The 20993-nt window shown below is 59.1% G+C and carries 17 protein-coding genes; 16 read left to right on the top strand and 1 reads right to left on the bottom strand.

Translation table 11 applies throughout. From position 1 onward, the window contains the following. The first annotated feature begins 17 nt into the window (after positions 1–17). The 16 genes from rseP (at position 18) to ispD (ending at position 19996) form a co-directional block, all read left to right on the top strand. Positions 18–1370: an RIP metalloprotease RseP gene (gene rseP, locus ACA058_RS05555; RefSeq protein ID WP_497638203.1), complete on the top strand. Its 1353-nt coding sequence runs from the start codon at positions 18–20 to the stop codon at positions 1368–1370. Positions 1371–1444: 74 nt separating this feature from the next. Beyond that, the gene (gene bamA, locus ACA058_RS05560) at positions 1445–3820 is read left to right on the top strand and encodes an outer membrane protein assembly factor BamA (RefSeq protein ID WP_497638204.1); all 2376 of its coding nucleotides are present in this window, start codon (positions 1445–1447) and stop codon (positions 3818–3820) included. Positions 3821–3865: 45 nt separating this feature from the next. Beyond that, positions 3866–4369 carry an OmpH/Skp family outer membrane protein gene (locus tag ACA058_RS05565; RefSeq protein ID WP_008057318.1) on the top strand — a complete coding sequence of 168 codons (504 nt, stop codon included), beginning with the start codon at positions 3866–3868 and terminating at the stop codon, positions 4367–4369. 3 nt (positions 4370–4372) lie between these two features. Continuing rightward, the gene (lpxD, locus tag ACA058_RS05570; protein WP_497638205.1) at positions 4373–5428 is read left to right on the top strand and encodes a UDP-3-O-(3-hydroxymyristoyl)glucosamine N-acyltransferase; all 1056 of its coding nucleotides are present in this window, start codon (positions 4373–4375) and stop codon (positions 5426–5428) included. 108 nt (positions 5429–5536) lie between these two features. After that, positions 5537–5977, top strand: coding sequence for a 3-hydroxyacyl-ACP dehydratase FabZ (gene fabZ, locus ACA058_RS05575; RefSeq protein WP_007940511.1), 441 nt, complete (start codon positions 5537–5539; stop codon positions 5975–5977). Continuing rightward, a complete protein-coding gene (gene lpxA / locus ACA058_RS05580) occupies positions 5974–6750 on the top strand; it encodes an acyl-ACP--UDP-N-acetylglucosamine O-acyltransferase (protein WP_497638206.1) in 777 nt (258 codons plus the stop codon). The genes fabZ and lpxA overlap by 4 nt, the downstream gene beginning before the upstream one ends. 2 nt (positions 6751–6752) lie before the next feature. Further along, positions 6753–7883 carry a lipid-A-disaccharide synthase gene (lpxB, locus tag ACA058_RS05585; protein WP_497638207.1) on the top strand — a complete coding sequence of 377 codons (1131 nt, stop codon included), beginning with the start codon at positions 6753–6755 and terminating at the stop codon, positions 7881–7883. A gap of 11 nt (positions 7884–7894) precedes the next feature. Next, positions 7895–8521 (top strand): ribonuclease HII, encoded by a 627-nt coding sequence (gene rnhB / locus ACA058_RS05590; protein ID WP_497639867.1) that lies wholly within the window; start codon positions 7895–7897, stop codon positions 8519–8521. A gap of 77 nt (positions 8522–8598) precedes the next feature. Continuing rightward, entirely contained in the window at positions 8599–12120 is a 3522-nt protein-coding gene (gene dnaE / locus ACA058_RS05595) for a DNA polymerase III subunit alpha (protein ID WP_497638208.1), read from the top strand. A gap of 140 nt (positions 12121–12260) precedes the next feature. Then, the gene (locus ACA058_RS05600; RefSeq protein ID WP_497638209.1) at positions 12261–13208 is read left to right on the top strand and encodes an acetyl-CoA carboxylase carboxyltransferase subunit alpha; all 948 of its coding nucleotides are present in this window, start codon (positions 12261–12263) and stop codon (positions 13206–13208) included. Between the two features lie 125 nt (positions 13209–13333). Further along, positions 13334–14647 (top strand): tRNA lysidine(34) synthetase TilS, encoded by a 1314-nt coding sequence (tilS, locus tag ACA058_RS05605; protein WP_497638210.1) that lies wholly within the window; start codon positions 13334–13336, stop codon positions 14645–14647. Between the two features lie 274 nt (positions 14648–14921). Then, positions 14922–16553, top strand: a complete 1632-nt coding sequence (pyrG, locus tag ACA058_RS05610) for a CTP synthase (protein ID WP_497638211.1) — start codon at positions 14922–14924, stop codon at positions 16551–16553. 5 nt (positions 16554–16558) lie between these two features. Then, positions 16559–17404 (top strand): 3-deoxy-8-phosphooctulonate synthase, encoded by an 846-nt coding sequence (kdsA, locus tag ACA058_RS05615; RefSeq protein WP_497638212.1) that lies wholly within the window; start codon positions 16559–16561, stop codon positions 17402–17404. A gap of 148 nt (positions 17405–17552) precedes the next feature. Beyond that, entirely contained in the window at positions 17553–18842 is a 1290-nt protein-coding gene (eno, locus tag ACA058_RS05620) for a phosphopyruvate hydratase (protein WP_053159569.1), read from the top strand. 171 nt (positions 18843–19013) lie between these two features. Then, positions 19014–19292: a cell division protein FtsB gene (gene ftsB, locus ACA058_RS05625; RefSeq protein WP_008057335.1), complete on the top strand. Its 279-nt coding sequence runs from the start codon at positions 19014–19016 to the stop codon at positions 19290–19292. Beyond that, positions 19289–19996 (top strand): 2-C-methyl-D-erythritol 4-phosphate cytidylyltransferase, encoded by a 708-nt coding sequence (ispD, locus tag ACA058_RS05630; protein WP_497638213.1) that lies wholly within the window; start codon positions 19289–19291, stop codon positions 19994–19996. Before ftsB ends, ispD begins: the two co-directional genes overlap by 4 nt. Before the next feature lie 78 nt (positions 19997–20074). Here the strand turns inward: ispD and ACA058_RS05635 are convergent, their stop codons facing one another. Continuing rightward, on the bottom strand, positions 20075–20971 hold the full coding sequence (locus tag ACA058_RS05635; protein WP_497638214.1) for a LysR substrate-binding domain-containing protein: 897 nt from the start codon (positions 20969–20971) through the stop codon (positions 20075–20077). Positions 20972–20993 lie beyond the last annotated feature (22 nt).

The following is a 20993-nucleotide window of genomic DNA, read 5'->3' on the forward strand; positions in this document are numbered from 1 at the left end:
AAATGCGGAGAAAATAGATGAGCGCGCTCTATATGATTGTCGGCACCCTGGTCGCTTTGGGCGTGCTGGTTACCTTCCACGAGTTCGGCCATTTCTGGGTCGCGCGTCGCTGTGGGGTCAAGGTGCTGCGTTTCTCCGTGGGCTTCGGCATGCCGCTGCTGCGCTGGCACGACAAGAAGGGCACTGAGTTCGTGGTGGCTGCCATTCCGCTTGGTGGCTACGTGAAAATGCTCGACGAGCGTGAAGGTGAAGTGCCGGCCGATCAGCTCGATCAATCCTTCAACCGTAAATCCGTGCGCCAGCGCATTGCGATCGTGGCGGCGGGGCCGATTGCAAACTTTTTGTTGGCGATGGTGTTTTTCTGGGCGTTGGCGATGCTCGGCACCGAGCAGGTCCGCCCGGTCATCGGCGCTGTCGAGTCTGGCAGCCTTGCGGCCAAGGCGGGCCTGAACGCAGGCCAGGAAATCATTGCCATCGACGGCGAACCCACTTCCGGCTGGGCTGCAGTCAATCTGCAATTGATCCGGCGCCTGGGTGAAAGCGGTTCTCTGCAGCTACTGGTTCGTGAGCAGGGATCCACGGTGGATTCGCCCCGTGAGCTGGTGCTGGACAAGTGGCTCAAGGGCGCTGATGAGCCGGATCCGATTCGTTCCCTGGGTATCCGTCCCTGGCGCCCGGCATTGCCGCCCGTGCTGGCTGAACTGGATTCCAAAGGCCCGGCCAAGGCTGCTGGCCTGAAGACCGGTGACCGGCTGTTGGCGCTGGATGGCAAGGCGGTGGATGACTGGCAGCAGGTCGTCGATACCGTCCGTATGCGTCCTGATACCAAAATCATGCTGCGGGTCGAGCGTGACGGTGCTCAAATCGACGTTCCTGTGATGTTGGCCGCCCGTGGCGAAAGCAAGGCGCCTACTGGTTACCTGGGGGCGGGGGTAAAAGCGGTCGATTGGCCACCGGAGATGATTCGCGAAGTCAGCTACGGGCCGTTGGCTGCCGTGGGGGAAGGGGCTCGACGCACCTGGACCATGAGCGTGCTGACCCTCGATTCGTTGAAGAAAATGTTGTTCGGCGAGCTCTCGGTAAAAAACTTGAGTGGACCGATAACCATTGCTAAAGTGGCGGGCGCTTCGGCCCAGTCGGGCGTCGCTGATTTCCTGAATTTCCTTGCTTATCTGAGTATTAGCCTGGGAGTTCTGAATTTGCTGCCCATTCCTGTGCTGGATGGGGGGCATTTGTTGTTTTATCTGATCGAGTGGGCGCGTGGTCGTCCCTTGTCGGATCGGGTGCAAGGTTGGGGGATACAGATCGGCATCAGTTTGGTGATTGGGGTGATGTTGCTTGCTCTGGTCAATGATCTGGGTCGACTGTAACGCTTCGCTGAATTGCGAATCTGCCGCATTTTGCGGCAGTTTGTTTATTGCCAGTTGGAATAAGAAAGGACTTCATGAAACGTCTGCTGCTAACTGCGGTTCTCACCGTATTGATGATCGCCGAAGTTCACGCCGAGTCCTTCACTATCTCTGATATTCGCGTCAATGGCCTCCAGCGGGTCTCCGCGGGTAGTGTCTTTGGTGCTTTGCCGTTGAACGTCGGTGAACAGGCGGATGATCGCCGCCTGGTGGAATCCACTCGTGCGCTGTTCAAAACCGGGTTCTTTCAAGATATCCAGCTGGGCCGCGATGGCAACGTCCTGGTCATCACGGTAGTCGAACGTCCGTCGGTCGCCAGTATCGAGATCGAAGGCAACAAGGCGATCTCCACTGAAGACCTGATGAAGGGCCTCAAGCAATCCGGTCTGGCCGAAGGCGAGATCTTCCAGCGCGCCACCCTCGAAGGTGTACGTAACGAACTGCAGCGCCAGTACGTCGCCCAGGGTCGCTACTCGGCTACCGTCGACACCGAAGTGGTGCCGCAGCCGCGCAACCGCGTCGGTTTGAAGGTCAACATCAACGAAGGCACCGTTGCGGCTATCCAGCACATCAACGTGGTAGGCAACACGGTCTTCCCTGATGAAGACCTGATCGACCTGTTCGAACTCAAGACCACCAACTGGCTGTCGTTCTTCAAGAACGATGACAAGTACGCCCGTGAAAAACTCTCCGGTGACCTGGAGCGCCTGCGTTCCTACTACCTGGACCGCGGCTACATCAACATGGATATCGCTTCGACCCAGGTGTCCATTACGCCGGACAAGAAGCACGTCTACATCACCGTCAACATCAACGAAGGTGACAAGTACACCGTTCGTGACGTGAAACTGAGCGGTGACCTGAAAGTCCCTGAAGACCAGGTCAAGTCCCTGCTGCTGGTGCAGAAAGGCCAAGTGTTCTCGCGCAAGCTGATGACCACCACGTCCGAGCTGATCACCCGTCGCCTGGGTAACGAGGGTTACACCTTCGCCAACGTCAACGGCGTGCCTCAGCCCCACGATGACGACCACACGGTAGACATCACCTTCGCTGTCGACCCGGGCAAGCGTGCCTATGTGAACCGCATCAACTTCCGTGGCAACACCAAGTCCGAAGACGAAGTGCTGCGTCGTGAAATGCGTCAGATGGAAGGTGGCTGGGCGTCGACTTACCTGATCGACCAATCCAAGACCCGTCTGGAGCGTTTGGGCTTCTTCAAGGAAGTCAACGTTGAAACCCCGGCCGTACCGGGTGTCGATGACCAGGTAGACGTCAACTACAGCGTTGAAGAGCAGGCGTCCGGTTCGATTACCGCCAGCGTTGGTTTCGCCCAGAGCGCGGGCCTGATCCTCGGTGGTTCGATCACCCAGAACAACTTCCTCGGTACCGGTAACAAGGTCAGCATCGGCTTGACCCGCAGCGAATACCAGAGCCGCTACAACTTTGGTTACGTCGACCCCTACTGGACTGCCGATGGCGTGAGCCTGGGTTACAACGCGTTCTATCGTACAACTGACTACGACGACCTCGACGTCGACGTTGCCAGCTATGCCGTGGACAGCCTGGGTGCAGGCGTGAGCGTCGGCTACCCGATCAGCGAGACTTCGCGCCTGACCTTCGGCCTGACGGCCCAGCAGGACGAGATCAAAACGGGTGTGTATACCGTTGACGAAATCTTCGACTTCGTTAACAAGGAAGGCGATAAGTACCTGAACTTCAAGGCTTCGGCCGGTTGGTCCGAGTCCACCTTGAACAAGGGTGTACTGGCGACCCGTGGCCATTCCCAGAGCCTCGTGCTGGAAACCACGACACCGGGCAGCGACCTGTCGTTCTTCAAGCTCGACTACCGTGGCCAGTTGTTCCAGCCGTTGAGCGACAACTACACCATGCGCCTGCATACCGAATTGGGTTATGGCGATGGTTACGGTTCGACCGATGGCTTGCCATTCTATGAAAACTACTATGCTGGTGGTTTCAACTCGGTTCGTGGCTTCAAGGACAGCACCCTGGGTCCTCGCAGTACGCCAAGTACCGGCAAAAACCCTGGCACTGCGCTCGACCCGGATCAGGATCCGCTGCCGTTCGGTGGTAACGTGCTGATCCAGGGTGGTGTGGAAGTCCTGTTCCCTCTGCCGTTCGTCAAGGACCAGCGTTCCCTGCGCACTTCGGTATTCTGGGATGTGGGTAACGTATTCGATTCATCGTGCTCGGATACTGTGAACGCCGATGGCTCGAAGTCCAACACCAAGTGCAACGACATCAGCCTGAGCAATATGGCCAGTTCCGTCGGTGTGGGTGTGACCTGGGTCACCGCACTGGGTCCTCTGAGTTTTGCGCTGGCCGTGCCAGTCAAGAAACCGGATGAGGCTGAAACTCAAGTGTTCCAATTCTCCCTCGGCCAGACGTTCTAAGCGTCTGACCCAAGATAACGACAATGGATTTTGTAGGAGTGCATCGTGCGTAAGTTGACTCAATTGGTTCTCCTGGCTTCCGTACTGGTAGCAGGTCCGGCATTTGCCGACATGAAAATCGCTGTTCTGAACTATCAGATGGCCCTGCTGGAATCCGACGCGGCCAAGAAATACGCCGTGGATGCCGAGAAGAAATTCGGTCCTCAGCTGAGCAAGCTCAAGACGCTGGAAAGCAGCGCCAAGGGCATCCAGGATCGCCTGATGGCCGGTGGCGACAAAATGCAGCAAGGCGAGCGTGAGCGTCTGGAGCTTGAGTTCAAGCAAAAGGCTCGTGACTTCCAGTTCCAGTCCAAGGAGCTGAACGAAGCCAAAGCCGTTGCCGACCGTGAAATGCTCAAGCAGCTCAAGCCGAAACTGGACAGCGCTGTGGAAGAAGTCATCAAGAAAGGTGCTTTTGACCTGGTCTTCGAGCGTGGTGCAGTGATTGATGTCAAGCCTCAGTACGACATCACGCGCCAGGTTATCGAGCGCATGAATCAGCTGAAGTAATCCATGACCGTGACCATTAAGCTCGGCCAGTTGGCCGAGTTCCTCGGCGCCACGCTACGTGGTGACCCGGAGAAAGCAATTACTGGGCTAGCCACCTTGCAGGAGGCTGGCCCAGCTCAGTTGAGCTTTCTCGCAAACCCCCAATACCGGAAATACCTGGCAGGCAGTCAGGCGGCAGCGTTGTTGCTCAAAGCCGCTGACGCCGAAGGTTTTGCCGGCGATGCGTTGGTGGTGCCTGATCCTTATGCTGCTTACGCGCGTATTTCCCACCTGTTCGATCCCAAGCCCAAAGCGGCAGCCGGGGTGCATCCTACGGCAGTGATTGCAGCGGATGCGGTGGTCGATCCAGCTGCGAGTATCGGTGCATTTGCGGTCATCGAAAGCGGGGCGCATATTGCTGCCGGTACGACCGTGGGTGCGCACTGCTTCATTGGCGCCCGTAGCGTCGTTGGCGAGGGTGGCTGGCTTGCACCGCGCGTCACGCTGTATCACGACGTGCGCGTCGGCAAGCGGGTGGTGATTCAGTCCGGTGCCGTGCTCGGTGGTGAAGGCTTTGGCTTTGCCAACGAGAAAGGCATTTGGCAAAAAATCGCCCAGATCGGTGGTGTGCTGGTCGGCGACGACGTGGAAATTGGCGTTAACACCGCCATCGACCGCGGTGCGCTGGCCGATACCGTCATTGGTAACGGCGTGAAGCTCGACAACCAGATTCAGATCGCCCACAACGTTCAGGTAGGTGATCACACCGCCATGGCGGCCTGCGTGGGGATCTCCGGCAGCACCAAAATCGGCAAGCACTGCATGCTCGCCGGTGGCGTAGGGCTGGTGGGGCATATCGATATTTGCGACAACGTTTTCATCACTGGTATGACCATGGTGACCCACTCGATTACCGAGCCGGGTGCCTATTCTTCCGGTACGGCGATGCAGCCAGCCGCCGAATGGCGCAAAAGCGCGGCACGTATCCGTCAGCTCGATGACATCGCGCGGCGTCTGCGACAGCTGGAAAAGCAAACAGGGGAAGTGACCCCTGGCGGTAATGCTTCATCAGATGGCTGATACCATTTCCATATCAAGTGTGCACAGCCGCTAGACTGCGTCCTTGATTTGCTAGCGGAGTGTGCGTCGGTCGCGCGCTCCCAATCTTTACATAGGCTTCCCCCCGAAATGATGGACATCAACGAGATTCGCGAATACCTGCCTCACCGTTACCCGTTCCTGCTTGTGGACCGGGTCGTGGATCTGGATGTGGAAGGCAAGCGCATTCGCGCCTACAAGAATGTCAGCATCAACGAGCCGTTCTTCAATGGTCACTTTCCTGCGCATCCAATCATGCCGGGCGTACTGATCATCGAAGCGATGGCTCAGGCTGCCGGGATCCTTGGTTTCAAAATGCTCGACGTGAAACCGGCCGATGGCACCCTTTATTACTTCGTCGGCTCCGACAAGCTGCGCTTCCGCCAGCCTGTACTGCCGGGCGATCAGCTGATCCTTGAAGCGAAGTTCATCAGCTGCAAGCGGCAGATCTGGAAGTTCGAGTGCCAGGCTTCGGTCGATGGCAAGCCGGTCTGCTCCGCTGAAATCATCTGCGCGGAACGCAAACTATGAGTTTGATCGACCCTCGCGCAATCATCGATCCGACGGCCGTTCTGGCTGACGGCGTCGAGGTCGGCCCGTGGTCGATCATCGGCGCAGGTGTGGAAATCGGCGAGGGGACCGTGATCGGGCCGCATGTGATTCTCAAGGGCCCGACCCGAATCGGTAAGCACAACCGTATCTACCAGTTTTCCTCGGTAGGTGAGGACACGCCCGATCTGAAATACAAAGGCGAGGAAACCCGCCTGGTGATGGGTGACTACAACGTCATCCGTGAAGGCGTGACGATTCACCGTGGGACCATTCAGGACCGTTCGGAAACGACCCTGGGCGATCACAACCTGATCATGGCCTACGCCCACATCGGTCACGACAGCGTCATCGGCAACCACTGCATCCTGGTCAACAACACGGCGCTGGCCGGCCACGTGCACGTGGAAGACTGGGCGATCCTGTCCGGTTTTACCCTGGTTCACCAGTATTGCAACATCGGCGCCCACAGCTTTTCCGGCATGGGTACGGCGATTGGCAAGGACGTCCCGGCCTATGTCACGGTGTTCGGCAACCCGGCCGAAGCCCGCAGCATGAACTTCGAAGGCATGCGCCGTCGCGGTTTCAGTGAAGATGCGATCCACGCCCTGCGTCGTGCCTACAAGGTGGTCTATCGCCAGGGTCTCACGGTTGAGCAAGCGCTCGCCGAATTGGCCGAATCCTCCGCTCAGTTCCCGGAAGTGGCGGTGTTCCGCGACTCCATACAGTCCTCGACCCGCGGCATCACCCGCTAATCATGGCCAATCTGCGAATTGCGCTGGTGGCGGGCGAGGCTTCCGGCGACATTCTGGGCGCGGGTCTGATGCGCGCGCTCAAGGCGCGCCATCCGGCGGTCGAGTTCATCGGTGTCGGCGGCCCGTTAATGCAGGCTCAAGGCCTGACGTCCTATTTCCCCATGGAACGCCTGTCGGTCATGGGCCTGGTGGAAGTGCTGGGCCGTTTGCGAGAATTACTGGCGCGCCGCAAAAAGCTGGTGGCCGACCTGATCGCCGAGAAGCCGGACGTGTTCATCGGTATCGACGCCCCGGACTTCAACCTCAATATCGAACTCAAGCTGCGTCAGGCCGGGATCAAGACCGTGCATTACGTCAGCCCGTCGGTCTGGGCCTGGCGGCAGAAGCGCGTGCTGAAGATTCGCGAAGGTTGCGACCTGATGCTCACGCTGTTCCCGTTCGAAGCGAAATTCTACGAAGAAAAGGGTGTGCCTGTGCGGTTTGTCGGGCACACCTTGGCCGATGCCATTCCGCTGGAAGCCGACCGCGCTGCTGCGCGGGCCGAGCTGGGATTGCCTGACGGGCCGTTGGTTGCGCTGATGCCCGGCAGTCGTGGCGGCGAAGTCGGCCGTCTCGGTGCATTGTTTCTCGATACGGCCCAACGCCTACGGGCGCTGCGCCCCGGTGTGCGATTTGTAGTGCCTTGTGCCAACCCACAGCGCCGGGCACAGCTTGAAGAACTGTTGGCCGGTCGCGATTTGCCGCTGACCTTGCTCGACGGCAAGTCCCATCTGGCTTTGGCGGCATGCAACGCCGTGCTGATTGCCTCCGGTACAGCAACGCTAGAAGCCTTGTTGTACAAGCGGCCGATGGTAGTTGCCTATCGCCTGGCACCGCTGACGTTCTGGATTCTCAAGCGCATGGTGAAAAGCCCCTACGTGTCCTTGCCGAACCTGCTGGCCCAACGCCTGTTGGTGCCTGAGTTGTTGCAGGACGATGCCACGGTCGAAGCGCTGGCTCAGACCTTGTCGCCGCTGATCGAGGGTGGCGAAGAGCAAACCCGCGGTTTTGATGAAATTCACCGGACCCTTCGTCTGGATGCCTCCAACCAGGCTGCGGATGCAGTACTGAACCTGATCGACCCGGTAAAATGAGTAAAACAAGCATGCAGATGGGGCTGGATTTCACCTTGGTCGCGGAGGTTGAAGAATTGGTAGCCGGAGTCGATGAAGTGGGTCGTGGACCGCTCTGTGGCGCGGTGGTCACGGCTGCGGTGATTCTTGATCCGAACCGCCCGATCCTCGGTCTCAACGACTCGAAGAAACTCACCGAGGCCCGCCGCGAAAAGCTCTACGACGAAATCTGCGAAAAAGCCCTGAGCTGGTGCATTGCCCGCGCGGAAGTCGAAGAGATCGATGAGCTGAATATCCTCCACGCCACCATGCTGGCCATGCAGCGCGCGGTCGCCGGGCTGCACATCCAGCCGAAACTGGCGATGATCGACGGCAACCGTTGTCCGAAATTGCCGATGCGCGCCGAAGCGGTGGTTAAAGGCGACAGCAAGGTCCCCGCCATCGCGGCAGCGTCGATTTTGGCCAAGGTCAGCCGTGATCGTGAAATGTCTGCTTTCGAATTGATCTATCCGGGTTACGGCATCGGCGGCCACAAAGGCTACCCGACGCCCGTTCATCTGGAAGCGCTCGCCCGCCTTGGGCCAACGCCGATTCACCGACGTTCGTTTGCCCCTGTGCGCCTCGCTTACGAAGCACGGGAAAGCTTCATCGAGAGTTAGTCGCAAGGCTGATTTTTTCTACCAAGGCCCGGTACAATCCGGGCCTTGTTGTCTTCACGTTCACAGACAGGATCACTATGCCGGCTTCATTCGTTCACCTACGCCTGCACACTGAATACTCCCTGGTCGACGGTCTGGTGCGGATCAAGCCGCTGGTCAAGACCCTGGTCGGCATGAACATGCCTGCCGTAGCGGTCACTGACCAGAACAACATGTGTTCCCTGGTCAAATTCTACAAAAACGCCATGGGTGCCGGGATCAAGCCGATCTGCGGTGCCGACCTGTGGCTGTCGAACAAGGATCCGGACAACCCCCTGAGCCGGATCAGCCTGCTGGTGATGAACGCTGCGGGCTATCGCAACCTCACTGAGTTGATTTCCCGCGGTTTCATCGATGGCCAGCGCAATGGCGCGATCATCATCGAGCGCGAATGGGTGGCAGAAGCCAGCGACGGCCTGATCATGCTGTCTGCGGCCAAAGAGGGCGAGATCGGCCAGGCCATGCTCAGCGGCAACCCGGATGAAGCCGAAACCCTGGCGCGCGAGTGGATGGCGGTGTTTCCAGACCGTTTCTATCTGGAAATCCAGCGCACCAACCGCCCCAATGATGAAGAGCAACTGCATGGCGCCGTGGCGCTGGCAGAGAAAATCGGCGCACCGCTGGTCGCGACCAACGACGTGCGCTTCATCAAGCAGGAAGATTTCGCCGCACACGAAACCCGCGTTTGCATCGGTGAGGGCCGGGCCCTTGACGATCCGCGTCGTTCGAAGAACTACAGCGATCAGCAGTACCTCAAAAGTGCCGAGGAAATGGCTGAGCTGTTCAGCGACATTCCAGAGGCGCTGGAAAACACCGTAGAGATCGCCAAGCGCTGCAACATCGACGTCAAGCTGGGCACGCACTTCCTGCCCAACTTTCCGATCCCCGATGGCATGACCATCGATGAGTATTTTCGCAAGGTTTCGTTCGAAGGTCTGGAAGAACGTCTTGCCGTTCTGCTGCCCAAGGACACCACTGAGGACTACGAAGCCAAGCGTCAGGTCTATGTCGACCGGCTGAATTTCGAACTGGATATCATCATCCAGATGGGCTTCCCCGGTTACTTCCTGATCGTGATGGACTTTATCCAGTGGGCCAAGAGTAACGGCGTGCCGGTAGGGCCTGGCCGGGGGTCGGGTGCCGGATCGCTGGTGGCCTACGTGCAGAAGATCACCGACCTCGACCCGCTGGAATATGACCTGCTGTTCGAACGGTTCCTGAACCCGGAACGGGTCTCCATGCCCGACTTCGACGTCGACTTCTGCATGGACGGTCGCGATCGGGTGATCGACTACGTGGCCGAGAAATACGGTCGCAACGCGGTAAGCCAGATCATCACCTTCGGTTCCATGGCGGCCAAGGCTGTGGTCCGTGACGTGGCGCGGGTGCAGGGCAAGTCCTATGGCCTGGCGGATCGCCTGTCGAAGATGATTCCGTTCGAAGTCGGCATGACCCTGGAAAAGGCCTACGAACAGGAAGAGATCCTGCGTGACTTCATCAAGGTGGATGAAGAAGCCGCGGAAATCTGGGAAATGGCGCGCAAGCTCGAAGGCGTTGTGCGTAACGTCGGCAAACACGCCGGTGGCGTGGTCATCGCGCCGACCAAGCTGACCGATTTCTCGCCGATCTATTGTGACGAAGCGGGCGATGGCCTGGTAACCCAGTTCGACAAGGACGACGTTGAAGCGGCCGGTCTGGTGAAGTTCGACTTCCTCGGCCTGCGGACCCTGACGGTCATCGACTGGGCGCTGAAAACGATTAACCGCGACCGCGCCAAGGTCAATGAGCCACCGCTCGACATCGCGTTCATCCCGCTGGACGACAAGCCGACTTACACACTGCTGCAAAAAGCCGAAACCACGGCGGTGTTCCAGCTTGAATCGCGCGGCATGAAAGAGCTGATCAAAAAGCTCAAGCCCGACTGCCTGGAAGACTTGATCGCACTGGTGGCCCTGTTCCGTCCGGGCCCGTTGCAATCAGGCATGGTTGACGACTTCATCAATCGTAAACACGGCCGCGCCGAACTCGCGTACCCGCACTCGGACTACCAGTACGAAGGTCTCAAGCCGGTGCTGGCGCCGACTTACGGCATCATCCTGTACCAGGAACAGGTGATGCAGATTGCCCAGGTCATGGCCGGTTACACCCTCGGCGGTGCGGACATGCTGCGTCGAGCCATGGGTAAGAAAAAGCCGGAAGAAATGGCCAAGCAGCGCGGCGGTTTCATTGAAGGTTGCAAGACCAACAATATCGAAGCCGACCTTGCCGGTAACATTTTCGACCTGGTAGAGAAATTCGCCGGTTACGGCTTCAACAAGTCGCACTCCGCGGCTTATGGCCTGGTGTCGTACCAGACCGCGTGGCTGAAAACGCACTATCCAGCGCCGTTCATGGCCGCGGTACTGTCGGCGGATATGCACAACACCGACAAGGTCGTGACCTTGATCGAAGAAATTCGCACCATGAAGCTGCGTCTCGACGCGCCGGATGTGAATACCTCTGAGTTCAAGTTCACGGTGAATGACGAAGGCCGGATCATTTATGGCCTCGGCGCGATCAAGGGTGTGGGTGAAGGACCGGTCGAGGCGATTACCGAGGCGCGCCTGGCCGGGCCGTTCGAGGATCTGTTCGATTTCTGCGCCCGTGTCGACCTCAAGCGCATCAACAAACGTACCCTCGATGGCTTGATCCGCAGCGGTGCGCTGGATCGCCTGGGGCCGTATTTCCACGACGAACCGAAAGCCTATCAGGCCAATATCGACCGCAACCGCGCGGTATTGCTGACCGCGATGGAAGAGGCGATCAAGGCGGCCGAACAAACCGCCCGGACCCGCGACAGCGGCCATGCCGACCTGTTTGGCGGGCTGTTCGTGGAGGAAGACGCCGACGTCTACGCCAATCATCGCAAGGCCAAGGAGCTGACCCTCAAGGAACGGCTCAAGGGCGAGAAAGACACCCTGGGCCTGTACCTGACCGGTCACCCGATCGACGAATACGAAGGCGAAATCCGCCGTTTCGCCCGTCAGCGCATCATCGACCTCAAGCCGGCGCGCGACACCCAGACCGTTGCCGGCATGATCATCGCCCTGCGGGTGATGAAGAACAAAAAGGGCGACAAGATGGGCTTCATCACCCTCGACGACCGTTCGGGGCGGATCGAAGCGTCGCTGTTCGCCGATGCGTTCCATTCCGCGCAATCGCTGTTGCAGACCGATGCGATGGTGGTGGTCGAAGGCGAAGTCAGCAACGACGACTTCTCCGGCGGCCTGCGGTTGCGGGTCAAGCGGGTGATGAGCATGGAAGATGCGCGCACCAACCTGGCCGAAAGCCTGCGCCTGAAGCTGCATGCCAAGGATCTCAAAGGCGATCAGCTACGCTGGCTGGGGGAACTGTTGAAGCGTCACCGCGGTGCGTGCCCGATCACCATGGACTACACCAGTCCCGATGCAAAAGCCTTGCTGCAGTTCGGCGAAGGCTGGCGAATCGACCCGGCGGATGCGTTGATTCAAGCCCTGCGTGACCAGTTCGGGCGAGACAACGTCTTCCTCCAATACCGTTAAGGTCAGGGTGAGATTACGCAGCCCTGAGCTTGACCAGAATTTTTAATCTCGACCTGAACGCGCCTCTCCCTTATGGTAGGGCGCGAATAGACAATCGGCCGGCCCAAGCTCCCTTGGACGCCGACCCAAGACGGACGCCTATGAACCCGAATTTTCTGGATTTCGAACAGCCGATCGCCGACCTGCAAGCCAAGATCGAAGAGTTGCGCTTGGTCGGTAATGACAATTCGCTGAATATCGGCGATGAGATTTCCCGCCTGCAGGACAAGAGCAGCACGCTGACCGAAGACATCTTCGGCAAGCTGACCAGCTGGCAGATCGCGCGTCTGGCGCGTCACCCGAAGCGTCCATATACCCTGGACTACATCGAACACATCTTCACCGAGTTCGACGAGCTGCATGGTGACCGTCACTTCTCCGACGACGCCGCCATCGTTGGTGGTATTGCCCGCCTGGACGATGCGCCAGTGATGGTGATCGGTCACCAGAAAGGCCGCGAAGTGCGCGAAAAGGTTCGTCGTAACTTCGGCATGCCGCGTCCGGAAGGCTACCGCAAGGCGTGCCGCCTGATGGAAATGGCTGAGCGTTTCAAAATGCCGATCCTGACCTTCATCGACACCCCGGGCGCTTACCCGGGTATCGACGCGGAAGAGCGCAACCAGAGCGAAGCGATCGCCTGGAACCTGCGCGTGATGGCTCGCCTGAAAACCCCAATCATCGCCACCGTGATCGGTGAAGGTGGTTCCGGTGGTGCGCTGGCGATCGGTGTTTGCGATCAGCTGAACATGCTGCAGTACTCGACCTACGCGGTGATCTCCCCGGAAGGTTGCGCATCGATCCTGTGGAAAACCGCCGAGAAAGCACCGGACGCCGCTGAAGCCATGGGCATCACCGCCGAGCGCCTCAAAGGCCTGGGCATCGTCGACAAAGTGATCGGCGAGCCGTTGGGCGGTGCGCACCGTGATCCTGCAGCTGCGGCTGCCTCGATCCGTGCCGAGCTGAGCTCGCAACTGGCGATGCTGAAAAAGTTCGACCACAAGGCGTTGCTGGACCGTCGTTACGAGCGTCTGATGAGCTACGGTCTCTGATAGAGCGCTCCTACATCCCTGTAGGAGCAAGGCTTGCCCGCGATAGGGGCGCCTCGGTTTAACTGACCGACCGCGTTATCGTTCATCGCGAGCAAGCTCGGCTCCTACAGGTTTTTGGTGTGTTCATGACTCTTGGCGCAACACTTCTCAAGCAACTTGCACCCTGGCGCAACGCCACAACCTGGCACATCGCCTTCTCCGGTGGTCTCGACTCCACCGTCCTCCTACACCTTCTCGCACACCTCGCAAAAACCGAACCCCTGCCGGCGCTGAGCGCCATCCATGTCCATCACGGCCTTCAGGCTGCGGCTGACGCGTGGCCGGAACATTGCCGGTCGGTGTGTGAATCACTGGGAGTGCCGTTACAGGTCATTCGCGTCCGGGTGCAACCCGGCGCCAGTCTTGAGCGAGCCGCCCGCGATGCGCGTTATGCGGCGTTCATCGAGGCCACTCAAGCCAATGAAGTGCTGCTGACGGCCCAGCACCGTGACGATCAGGCGGAAACCTTGCTGTTTCGCCTGTTGCGTGGGGCCGGCGTCAGGGGATTGTCAGGGATGCCACGCCAGCGCCCGCTGGGTAAAGGGCATCTGTTGCGGCCCTTGCTCGAGGCTACCCGCGCCGAGCTTGAGGCCTATGCATCGGAACACAAGCTGAGCTGGATCGAGGATCCTTCCAACCAGGACCGGCAATTCTCCCGCAATTACCTGCGTCATCAGGTGTTCCCGACATTGACCGCACGCTGGCCGCAAGCGCTGGCGACCATGGCTCGCAGTGCTGCGCATTTGAGCGAGGCGCAGGAATTGCTCGACGAGCTGGCACACATTGACTTGAGCCAGGCCAGGACGGTCAGTGCATTCAATTGGCTGGGTCTGCCGTCGCTGGAGCTGGCACCCCTGGAAAAACTCTCCGCCGCTCGCCAGCGCAATGCGCTCAGCCATTGGCTCGAACCACTGACCCGACTGCCGGATAGTGACCATTGGTCGGGTTGGGTCGATTTGCGCGATGCCACCGGCGACGCCCGGCCAATCTGGCGCCTGGCCGATGGCGAATTGCATCGGGCGGGTGGGCGAATCTGGTGGTTATCCGGTAGCTGGTTACGCGCCGCGCCAGTGGTTGGAGCATGGCTGGAACCCGCGCAGGCGCTGGCGTTGCCCGACAACGGTGTGCTCACGTTGAATGGGCAAATCCCCGATGGCCAATTGCAGATCCGCTATCGTGAAGGGGGAGAAGTGATGGAATTACCCAGCCGCGGCCGTCGCGACTTGAAGCGTTTGCTCAACGAACGTGGGGTGCCGCTGTTCGTGCGTGGCAGATTGCCGCTGCTGTACAAGGGCGAGCAATTGCTGGCGGTGGCGAACCTGCCGGGGTTGGACGGCAGTGCGCAGGGTGACTGGCATTTACATTGGCAACCGCCAGGCGAAGATCAAGGTTTGAGCTGAAAGGGGCTTTCCGGTAGACTACGCTCCCTTCTTGATACAACTTCTGTGGATTCGCCTGAATTGCAGGAGTTGCCGATTACCAAGCAGTCTTTGCTGGGCGATTCCAAAAAATGTGTAGCGAGCAACGAACCGGTGTTTCATTTCCCGGTCTGTCCCAACGCGGCGGTTTTTTTGAAAGGTGCACTGTGATTAATGCAGGTGATCGGGGGCTTCGGCCTTCCTTCGCTTTCCCCGGCGGCTCGGACCGCTTTAACGCAGACTTCTAGGGTTTTTCATGACGCGCTACATATTCGTCACGGGCGGTGTTGTTTCTTCATTGGGGAAAGGCATTGCATCGGCATCATTGGCGGCCATCCTGGAGGCGCGGGGACTTAAGGTCACCATGCTGAAGCTGGACCCGTACATCAACGTCGACCCGGGCACCATGAGCCCGTTCCAGCACGGTGAAGTGTTCGTCACCCACGACGGCGCCGAGACCGACCTGGACCTGGGCCACTACGAGCGGTTCATCCGCACGACCATGACCCAGAACAACAACTTCACCACCGGCCGTGTCTACGAACACGTGCTGCGCAAAGAGCGCCGTGGTGACTACCTGGGTGCAACTATCCAGGTGATTCCGCACATCACCGACGAAATCAAGCGCCGCATCATCAAGGGTGCCGGCGATGCCGACGTGGCGATGGTCGAGATTGGTGGCACCGTGGGTGACATCGAATCGCAACCGTTCCTCGAAGCCATCCGTCAGTTGCGTTTCGAAGTCGGCGCCAAGCGCGCGATGCTGATGCACCTGACGCTGGTGCCGTACATCGCCACTGCCGGCGAAACCAAAACCAAGCCAACCCAGCACTCGGTCAAGGAGCTGCGCTCCATCGGCCTGCAACCAGACGTGCTGGTGTGCCGTTCCGACCACCCGATCGATGTGTCGTCGCGTCGCAAGATCGCGCAATTCACCAACGTTGAAGAACGTGCGGTGATTGCCCTGGAAGACGCCGACACCATCTACAAGATCCCGGGCATCCTGCATTCCCAGGGTCTGGACGATTTCGTCGTCGAGCGTTTCGGCCTGCAATGCGGCGGTGCCGACCTGTCCGAATGGGAAGCCGTGGTCGACGCCAAGCTCAACCCTGAGCACGAAGTCACCATCGCAATGGTCGGCAAGTACATGGAGCTGCTGGACGCGTACAAGTCGCTGATCGAAGCGATGAGCCACGCCGGTATCAGCAACCGCACCAAGGTCAACCTGCGCTACATCGATTCCGAAGACATCGAAAACCAGGGCACCGCGCTGCTGGAAGGCGTCGACGCAATCCTGGTGCCTGGCGGCTTCGGTCTGCGTGGCGTGGAAGGCAAGATCACTGCCGTTCAATACGCTCGCGAAAACAAGGTTCCGTACCTGGGTATCTGCCTGGGCATGCAAGTGGCCGTGATCGAGTTCGCTCGTAACGTGCTGGGCTGGAAAGACGCCAACTCCACCGAGTTCGATCGTGCCAGCGGCCATCCGGTCGTGGGTCTGATCACTGAGTGGGAAGATGCCACCGGCGCGGTCGAAACCCGTACCGAAACGTCAGACCTGGGCGGCACCATGCGCCTCGGCGCGCAGGATTGCCTGCTGGAGCCGGGTTCCCTGGTTCATGGCTGCTACGGCAAAGACGTGATCGTCGAGCGTCACCGTCATCGCTACGAAGTGAACAACAACCTGCTGCCGCAGATCATCGAAGCCGGCCTGAAAATCTCCGGTCGTTCCGGTGATGGCGCGCTGGTCGAAGTGGTTGAAGCACCGGATCATCCTTGGTTCGTCGCTTGCCAGTTCCACCCTGAGTTCACCTCGACGCCTCGCGACGGTCACCCGTTGTTCAGCGGTTTCGTCAAGGCAGCGTTGGCTCAACACCAGAAGAAGGCTTGAACCTCATGGCGCAGAAGATCATCCGCGTAGGCGATATCGAGATTGCCAACGACAAGCCAATGGTTCTGTTCGGTGGCATGAACGTGCTGGAAAGCCGTGACATGGCGATGCAGGTCTGCGAAGAGTACGTGAAGGTTACCCAGAAACTGGGTATCCCTTACGTGTTCAAGGCAAGCTTCGACAAGGCCAACCGTTCCTCCGTGACCTCTTACCGTGGCCCTGGTCTAGAAGAGGGCATGCGGATTTTTCAGGACATCAAGCAAGCCTTCGGCGTGCCGATCATCACCGACGTCCACGAGCCCGAGCAGGCCGCGGTCGTCGCTGAAGTCTGCGAAATCATCCAGCTGCCGGCCTTCCTGTCGCGCCAGACCGACCTGGTGGTCGCGATGGCCAAGACCGGCGCGGTGATCAACATCAAGAAAGCCCAGTTCCTCGCGCCTCAGGAAATGAAACACATCCTGGACAAGTGCGTGGAGGCGGGTAACGATCAGTTGATCCTCTGCGAGCGTGGTTCGAGCTTCGGCTACAACAACCTGGTCGTCGACATGCTCGGCTTCGGCATCATGAAGCAGTTCGAGTACCCGGTGTTCTTCGACGTGACCCACGCGCTGCAAATGCCTGGCGGTCGCGCCGATTCCGCCGGTGGCCGTCGCGCCCAGGTTCTCGACCTGGCGAAGGCCGGCATGAGCCAGTCCTTGGCGGGTCTGTTCCTCGAAGCCCATCCGGACCCGGACAACGCCAAATGCGACGGCCCTTGCGCCTTGCGTCTGGACAAACTGGAGCCATTCCTGGCCCAGCTCAAAGCGCTGGACGATCTGGTGAAGAGTTTTCCGACGGTAGAAACCGCGTAATCCTCATTTCTCCTTGTAGGAGCCGAGCTTGCTCGCGATGGCGCCCGAGAGAGCGCCATCAGCAAGCCGGTCTTATGTAACAATGTGACCCACAAGTTATAAATCGATCAGTACGAGCGTTTTCGTCAACTTTGGAGTGTTTACAACAATGGCTAAAATCGTCGACATCAAAGGTCGTGAAGTTCTCGACTCCCGTGGCAATCCCACCGTGGAAGCGGACGTGCTTCTCGACAACGGCATCATCGGCAGTGCTTGCGCGCCGTCCGGTGCTTCCACTGGCTCGCGTGAAGCGCTCGAGCTGCGTGATGGCGACAAGAGCCGTTACCTGGGCAAGGGCGTACTCAAGGCCGTAGCCAACATCAATGGTCCGATCCGCGACCTGCTCAAAGGCACAGACCCAAGCGACCAGAAAGCGCTCGATCTGGCAATGATCAAGCTCGACGGTACTGAAAACAAAGGTTCCCTGGGCGCCAACGCGATCCTCGCCGTTTCCCTGGCTGCGGCCAAGGCAGCAGCACAGGACCAGGACCTGCCGCTGTACGCACACATCGCCAACCTGAACGGCACCCCGGGTGTTTACTCGATGCCGGTTCCGATGATGAACATCATCAACGGTGGCGAGCACGCCGATAACAACGTCGACATCCAGGAATTCATGGTGCAGCCAGTTGGCGCCAAGTCTTTCTCGGAAGGCCTGCGCATGGGCACCGAGATTTTCCATCACCTCAAGGCTGTTCTGAAGGCCCGTGGCCTGAGCACTGCCGTGGGTGACGAAGGTGGTTTCGCGCCAAACCTGGCTTCCAACGAAGACGCTTTGAAAGTGATCTCCGAAGCCGTGGCCAACGCCGGCTACAAGCTGGGCACCGACGTGACCCTGGCCCTGGACTGCGCAGCCAGCGAATTCTACGAAGACGGCAAGTACAACCTGTCCGGCGAAGGCCAGGTGTTCACCGCTGAAGGTTTCGCCGACTACCTGAAAGGCCTGACCGAGCGTTACCCGATCATCTCGATCGAAGATGGCCTGGACGAGTCCGACTGGGCTGGCTGGAAAATCCTCACCGACAAGATCGGCGAGAAGACCCAACTGGTAGGCGACGACCTGTTCGTGACCAACACCAAGATCCTGAAAGAGGGCATTGATAAAAAGATCGCCAACTCGATCCTGATCAAGTTCAACCAGATCGGCACCCTGACCGAAACCCTGGAAGCCATCCAGATGGCCAAGGCTGCCGGTTACACCGCCGTGATCTCGCACCGTTCGGGCGAAACCGAAGATTCGACCATTGCCGACCTGGCCGTGGGCACTTCGGCTGGCCAGATCAAGACCGGCTCCCTGTGCCGTTCCGATCGCGTTTCCAAGTACAACCAGCTGCTGCGTATCGAAGAGCAGTTGAACGGTAAAGCCAAGTACAACGGTCGCAGCGAATTCCGCGGTTGATTGTTAGCTGGTAAAAAAGACACCGGATTGTGTCGGAAAAATCGCAATAGCGACGTTTTTGCCACTAATCTGATGCCTTGAAAGCACAAGCCTGGTTTTTCCAGGCTTCGTGCTATCAGTAGCTTCACGTTTTGGTATGGCTGTCTTTTTTCACTGGATACCTGATATTCGATGCGCAGTCCCAATTGGTTGTTTCTCGTCTTGCTCCTGTTGCTGGCTGGCCTGCAGTACCGCCTGTGGGTGGGTAATGGCAGTCTGGCGCAAGTGGCCGAGCTGACCCAGCAGATCGCGGATCAGCAGGCGGAGAACCAGACGTTGCTGGAGCGTAATCGGGTGATGGACGCGGAAGTCAGCGAGTTGAAGAAAGGCATGGAGACCGTTGAAGAACGGGCTCGCCATGAGTTGGGCATGGTCAAGGACGGTGAAACCCTTTACCAGTTGGCGCAATGAACCAGACGCTACCGGCCTTCTGGGCCGTGATTCCTGCCGCGGGCGTCGGTGCCCGTATGGCCGCGGACCGTCCCAAGCAATACTTGCAACTGGGCGGGCGCACTATTCTCGAACACAGCCTCGGCTGTTTCCTCGATCATCCTTGCCTGAAGGGTATGGTGGTCAGTCTTGCTGTTGATGATCCTTATTGGCCGAACCTGACGCTTGCCGGCGATTCGCGTATTGCACGTGTCGAGGGTGGCGCCGAGCGTTCCGGGTCGGTGCTCAACGCGTTGCTGCATTTGCATGCGCAAGGTGCCGATGATGAGGATTGGGTGTTGGTTCACGATGCCGCACGGCCAAACCTGAGTCGTAACGATCTGGACAAACTGCTGGCTGAGTTGGCGGATGATCCGGTGGGCGGGCTGCTGGCGGTTCCGGCGCGAGATACGCTCAAGCGGGTCGATAAACACGGTCGAGTCGTTGAGACAGTGGATCGCAGTGTGATCTGGCAGGCCTACACGCCGCAGATGTTTCGCCTTGGGGCGTTGCATCGGGCGTTGGCGGACAGTCTGGTGGCTGATGCAGTGATCACCGATGAAGCGTCGGCCATGGAGTGGGCCGGTTCGGCGCCACGCCTGATAGAAGGCCGATCCGATAACCTCAAGGTCACGCGTCCTGAAGACCTCGAATGGTTACGTCAGCGCTGGACCAACCGCCGCTAAAAGATCGCAGCCTGCGGCAGCTCCTACAGTAGGCCGCATTCCAATGTAGGAGCTGCCGAAGGCTGCGATCTTTTGATCTTAGGCTTGATACTCCGGCCGCTCAGCCAATCCTTCCTTCAAGTAGTCCACCAACTTGCGCACCTTCGGCGACAAATGCCGCTGCTGTGGGTACAACGCCCACACCGCCGTATTGGGTGGTTGATGCGCCTCCAGCAACGAAATCAACGCGCCGCTTTTCAGATGCTCCAGCACGTAATAATCCGGCAGCTGACACAACCCCACGCCCTGTAGCGCCGCATCCAGCACCGCTTGCCCACTGTTGCACCGCCAGTTTCCCTGGACCCGCTGGGAAAATTCCCGCCCCTTCTGTTCCAGTTGCCAGAGGTCTGAACTGCCAATGAGACAATTGTGCCGGCTCAGTTCCGACAAGCTGTGGGGCCGACCATAGCGTTCCAGGTAGGAAGGCGACGCGCAGAGGAACATGCGCCGCGGAGCGAGGCGGGTGGCGACCAGTCTTGAGTCCTGCAAGCGCCCCAGTCGGATCGCCAGGTCCAGGCCCTCATGCACCAGGTCGAGTTGGCGATTGCTCAGTTCGATGTCGATCCGCAGTTGTGGATAAAGCCCCATGAAGCAAGTCACCAGCGGCACGATGAAGCGTTCGCCGTAGGCCACGGCACAGGTCATGCGCAACATGCCCTTGGGTTCGCTGGTCAAGTCACCGACCGCCCGCAGCGCCTCTTCGCGGCCATCCTGCAAACGCTGACAATGTTGCAGAAAGGTTTGCCCGGCCTCGGTCAGCGTGACCCGGCGAGTACTGCGATAGAGCAGGCGGGTTTGCAGGCGCTCTTCCAGGCGTACGATCTGTCGACTGATATGCGAGGACGAAACCCCCAGGCGTTCAGCGGCAGCTGTGAACTGGCTGCACTCGGCGACGGCAACGAATTCGTCGATCCCTTCCCAGCGACTGTCAGACATTCAAAGATTATCCCTGTATAGC

Source organism: Pseudomonas sp. LBUM1649, from assembly GCF_059716155.1.

Coding starts and splice junctions, on each gene's coding strand:
- lpxD (WP_497638205.1), top strand. CDS start 4,373: ATGACCGTGACCATTAAGCTCGGCCAGTTGGCCGAGTTCCTCGGCGCC.
- ftsB (WP_008057335.1), top strand. CDS start 19,014: ATGCGCAGTCCCAATTGGTTGTTTCTCGTCTTGCTCCTGTTGCTGGCT.
- eno (WP_053159569.1), top strand. CDS start 17,553: ATGGCTAAAATCGTCGACATCAAAGGTCGTGAAGTTCTCGACTCCCGT.
- dnaE (WP_497638208.1), top strand. CDS start 8,599: ATGCCGGCTTCATTCGTTCACCTACGCCTGCACACTGAATACTCCCTG.
- bamA (WP_497638204.1), top strand. CDS start 1,445: ATGAAACGTCTGCTGCTAACTGCGGTTCTCACCGTATTGATGATCGCC.
- ispD (WP_497638213.1), top strand. CDS start 19,289: ATGAACCAGACGCTACCGGCCTTCTGGGCCGTGATTCCTGCCGCGGGC.
- ACA058_RS05600 (WP_497638209.1), top strand. CDS start 12,261: ATGAACCCGAATTTTCTGGATTTCGAACAGCCGATCGCCGACCTGCAA.
- tilS (WP_497638210.1), top strand. CDS start 13,334: ATGACTCTTGGCGCAACACTTCTCAAGCAACTTGCACCCTGGCGCAAC.
- fabZ (WP_007940511.1), top strand. CDS start 5,537: ATGATGGACATCAACGAGATTCGCGAATACCTGCCTCACCGTTACCCG.
- rseP (WP_497638203.1), top strand. CDS start 18: ATGAGCGCGCTCTATATGATTGTCGGCACCCTGGTCGCTTTGGGCGTG.
- ACA058_RS05635 (WP_497638214.1), bottom strand. CDS start 20,971: ATGTCTGACAGTCGCTGGGAAGGGATCGACGAATTCGTTGCCGTCGCC.
- lpxA (WP_497638206.1), top strand. CDS start 5,974: ATGAGTTTGATCGACCCTCGCGCAATCATCGATCCGACGGCCGTTCTG.
- rnhB (WP_497639867.1), top strand. CDS start 7,895: ATGCAGATGGGGCTGGATTTCACCTTGGTCGCGGAGGTTGAAGAATTG.
- kdsA (WP_497638212.1), top strand. CDS start 16,559: ATGGCGCAGAAGATCATCCGCGTAGGCGATATCGAGATTGCCAACGAC.
- pyrG (WP_497638211.1), top strand. CDS start 14,922: ATGACGCGCTACATATTCGTCACGGGCGGTGTTGTTTCTTCATTGGGG.
- lpxB (WP_497638207.1), top strand. CDS start 6,753: ATGGCCAATCTGCGAATTGCGCTGGTGGCGGGCGAGGCTTCCGGCGAC.